Annotated in this window: 1 pseudogene; it reads left to right on the top strand. The window is 50.7% G+C overall.

The features are described 5' to 3' along the window. A pseudogene (locus tag K6753_RS14560) lies at positions 1–286 on the top strand (CDP-alcohol phosphatidyltransferase family protein); the annotation flags it as partial.

The raw sequence follows: 286 nt of genomic DNA, 5'->3' as shown, positions 1-286 counted from the left end.
CATGTTCGACTTTTTCGATGGCAAAGTTGCGAGATGGAGGAAGAGTGCTAGTCTTCTCGGTCAAGAACTCGATAGTCTGGCGGATTTGGTGCGTCAATCCCATATGTCGTCTCCGAGCCTGCACACGACGCTCATGCTTCTTGTTCGCATTCTAGATTTCGTTTGGCGTTGCTCCAGCCGTGTTGGCATTTGATGTGGGACTACGAACATGGATCGATACAGTCATCCTTACCACTTTCATCTGCTGCGGTCTTGCTCGTCTTGCTCGCTTCAATGCGACTGTCGC

The sequence above is a fragment of the Novilysobacter selenitireducens genome (assembly GCF_020026895.1).
GTDB lineage: Bacteria > Pseudomonadota > Gammaproteobacteria > Xanthomonadales > Xanthomonadaceae > Lysobacter_C > Lysobacter_C selenitireducens.
The sequence above is the reverse complement of the archived record's forward strand: the minus strand, read 5'-3'. Positions and strand labels throughout refer to the sequence as shown.